This is a genomic window from Streptococcus sp. (assembly GCF_019414905.1).
Lineage (GTDB): Bacteria > Bacillota > Bacilli > Lactobacillales > Streptococcaceae > Streptococcus.
This window is the reverse complement of record NZ_DXLC01000303.1, coordinates 1-488: the sequence shown is the minus strand read 5'-3', so window position 1 is coordinate 488 and position 488 is coordinate 1. Positions and strand designations below refer to the sequence as shown.

The 488-nt window shown below is 31.6% G+C and carries 1 pseudogene; it reads right to left on the bottom strand.

What is annotated here, in order from left to right:
• Positions 1–473: pseudogene (locus QZ359_RS09095) on the bottom strand (N-acetylmuramoyl-L-alanine amidase family protein); the annotation flags it as partial.
• Positions 474–488: the final 15 nt, after the last annotated feature.

Here is a 488-nt window from a genome sequence, read left to right as displayed (position 1 = left end):
CCTGGACCGTCGTAACTATTATATGCTAATGAAGCTTCTTTTAGCATGTTTTCTCTCTCGACATTTGTATAATATGGATTGTTAGTTATTTGTGAAATGATGCGCTCTTTCTTTTTTAGAACTGCAATATGGAAAATCACTCCGTTAATGTCTCTCCTAAGCACTTTCAGCAATGCTTCATTTCTTTCAAGTGGAACAATATCATATAATCTAGATTTCCAATCTGGAAAATGAGGATAATTTGCAATTTCCTCTTCTTGTCTCTTCAAAGATTCGAACATCCATTGATTACGATTTGACAATATTTCAGGGATTTTGTTCTTGATTTCTTTTACATCATCCTGAGAAAAAGAAATTATCTTCCAATCAATTTGCTCAATCTCATTTAATAGCTTCTGCTTATTCTTATCCTGTAATTCTATATAAGATTTTTTAATTTTATCTATTTCTTTCTTAATCTCTTCTGGACTCACACTAGTGGTAGTTTC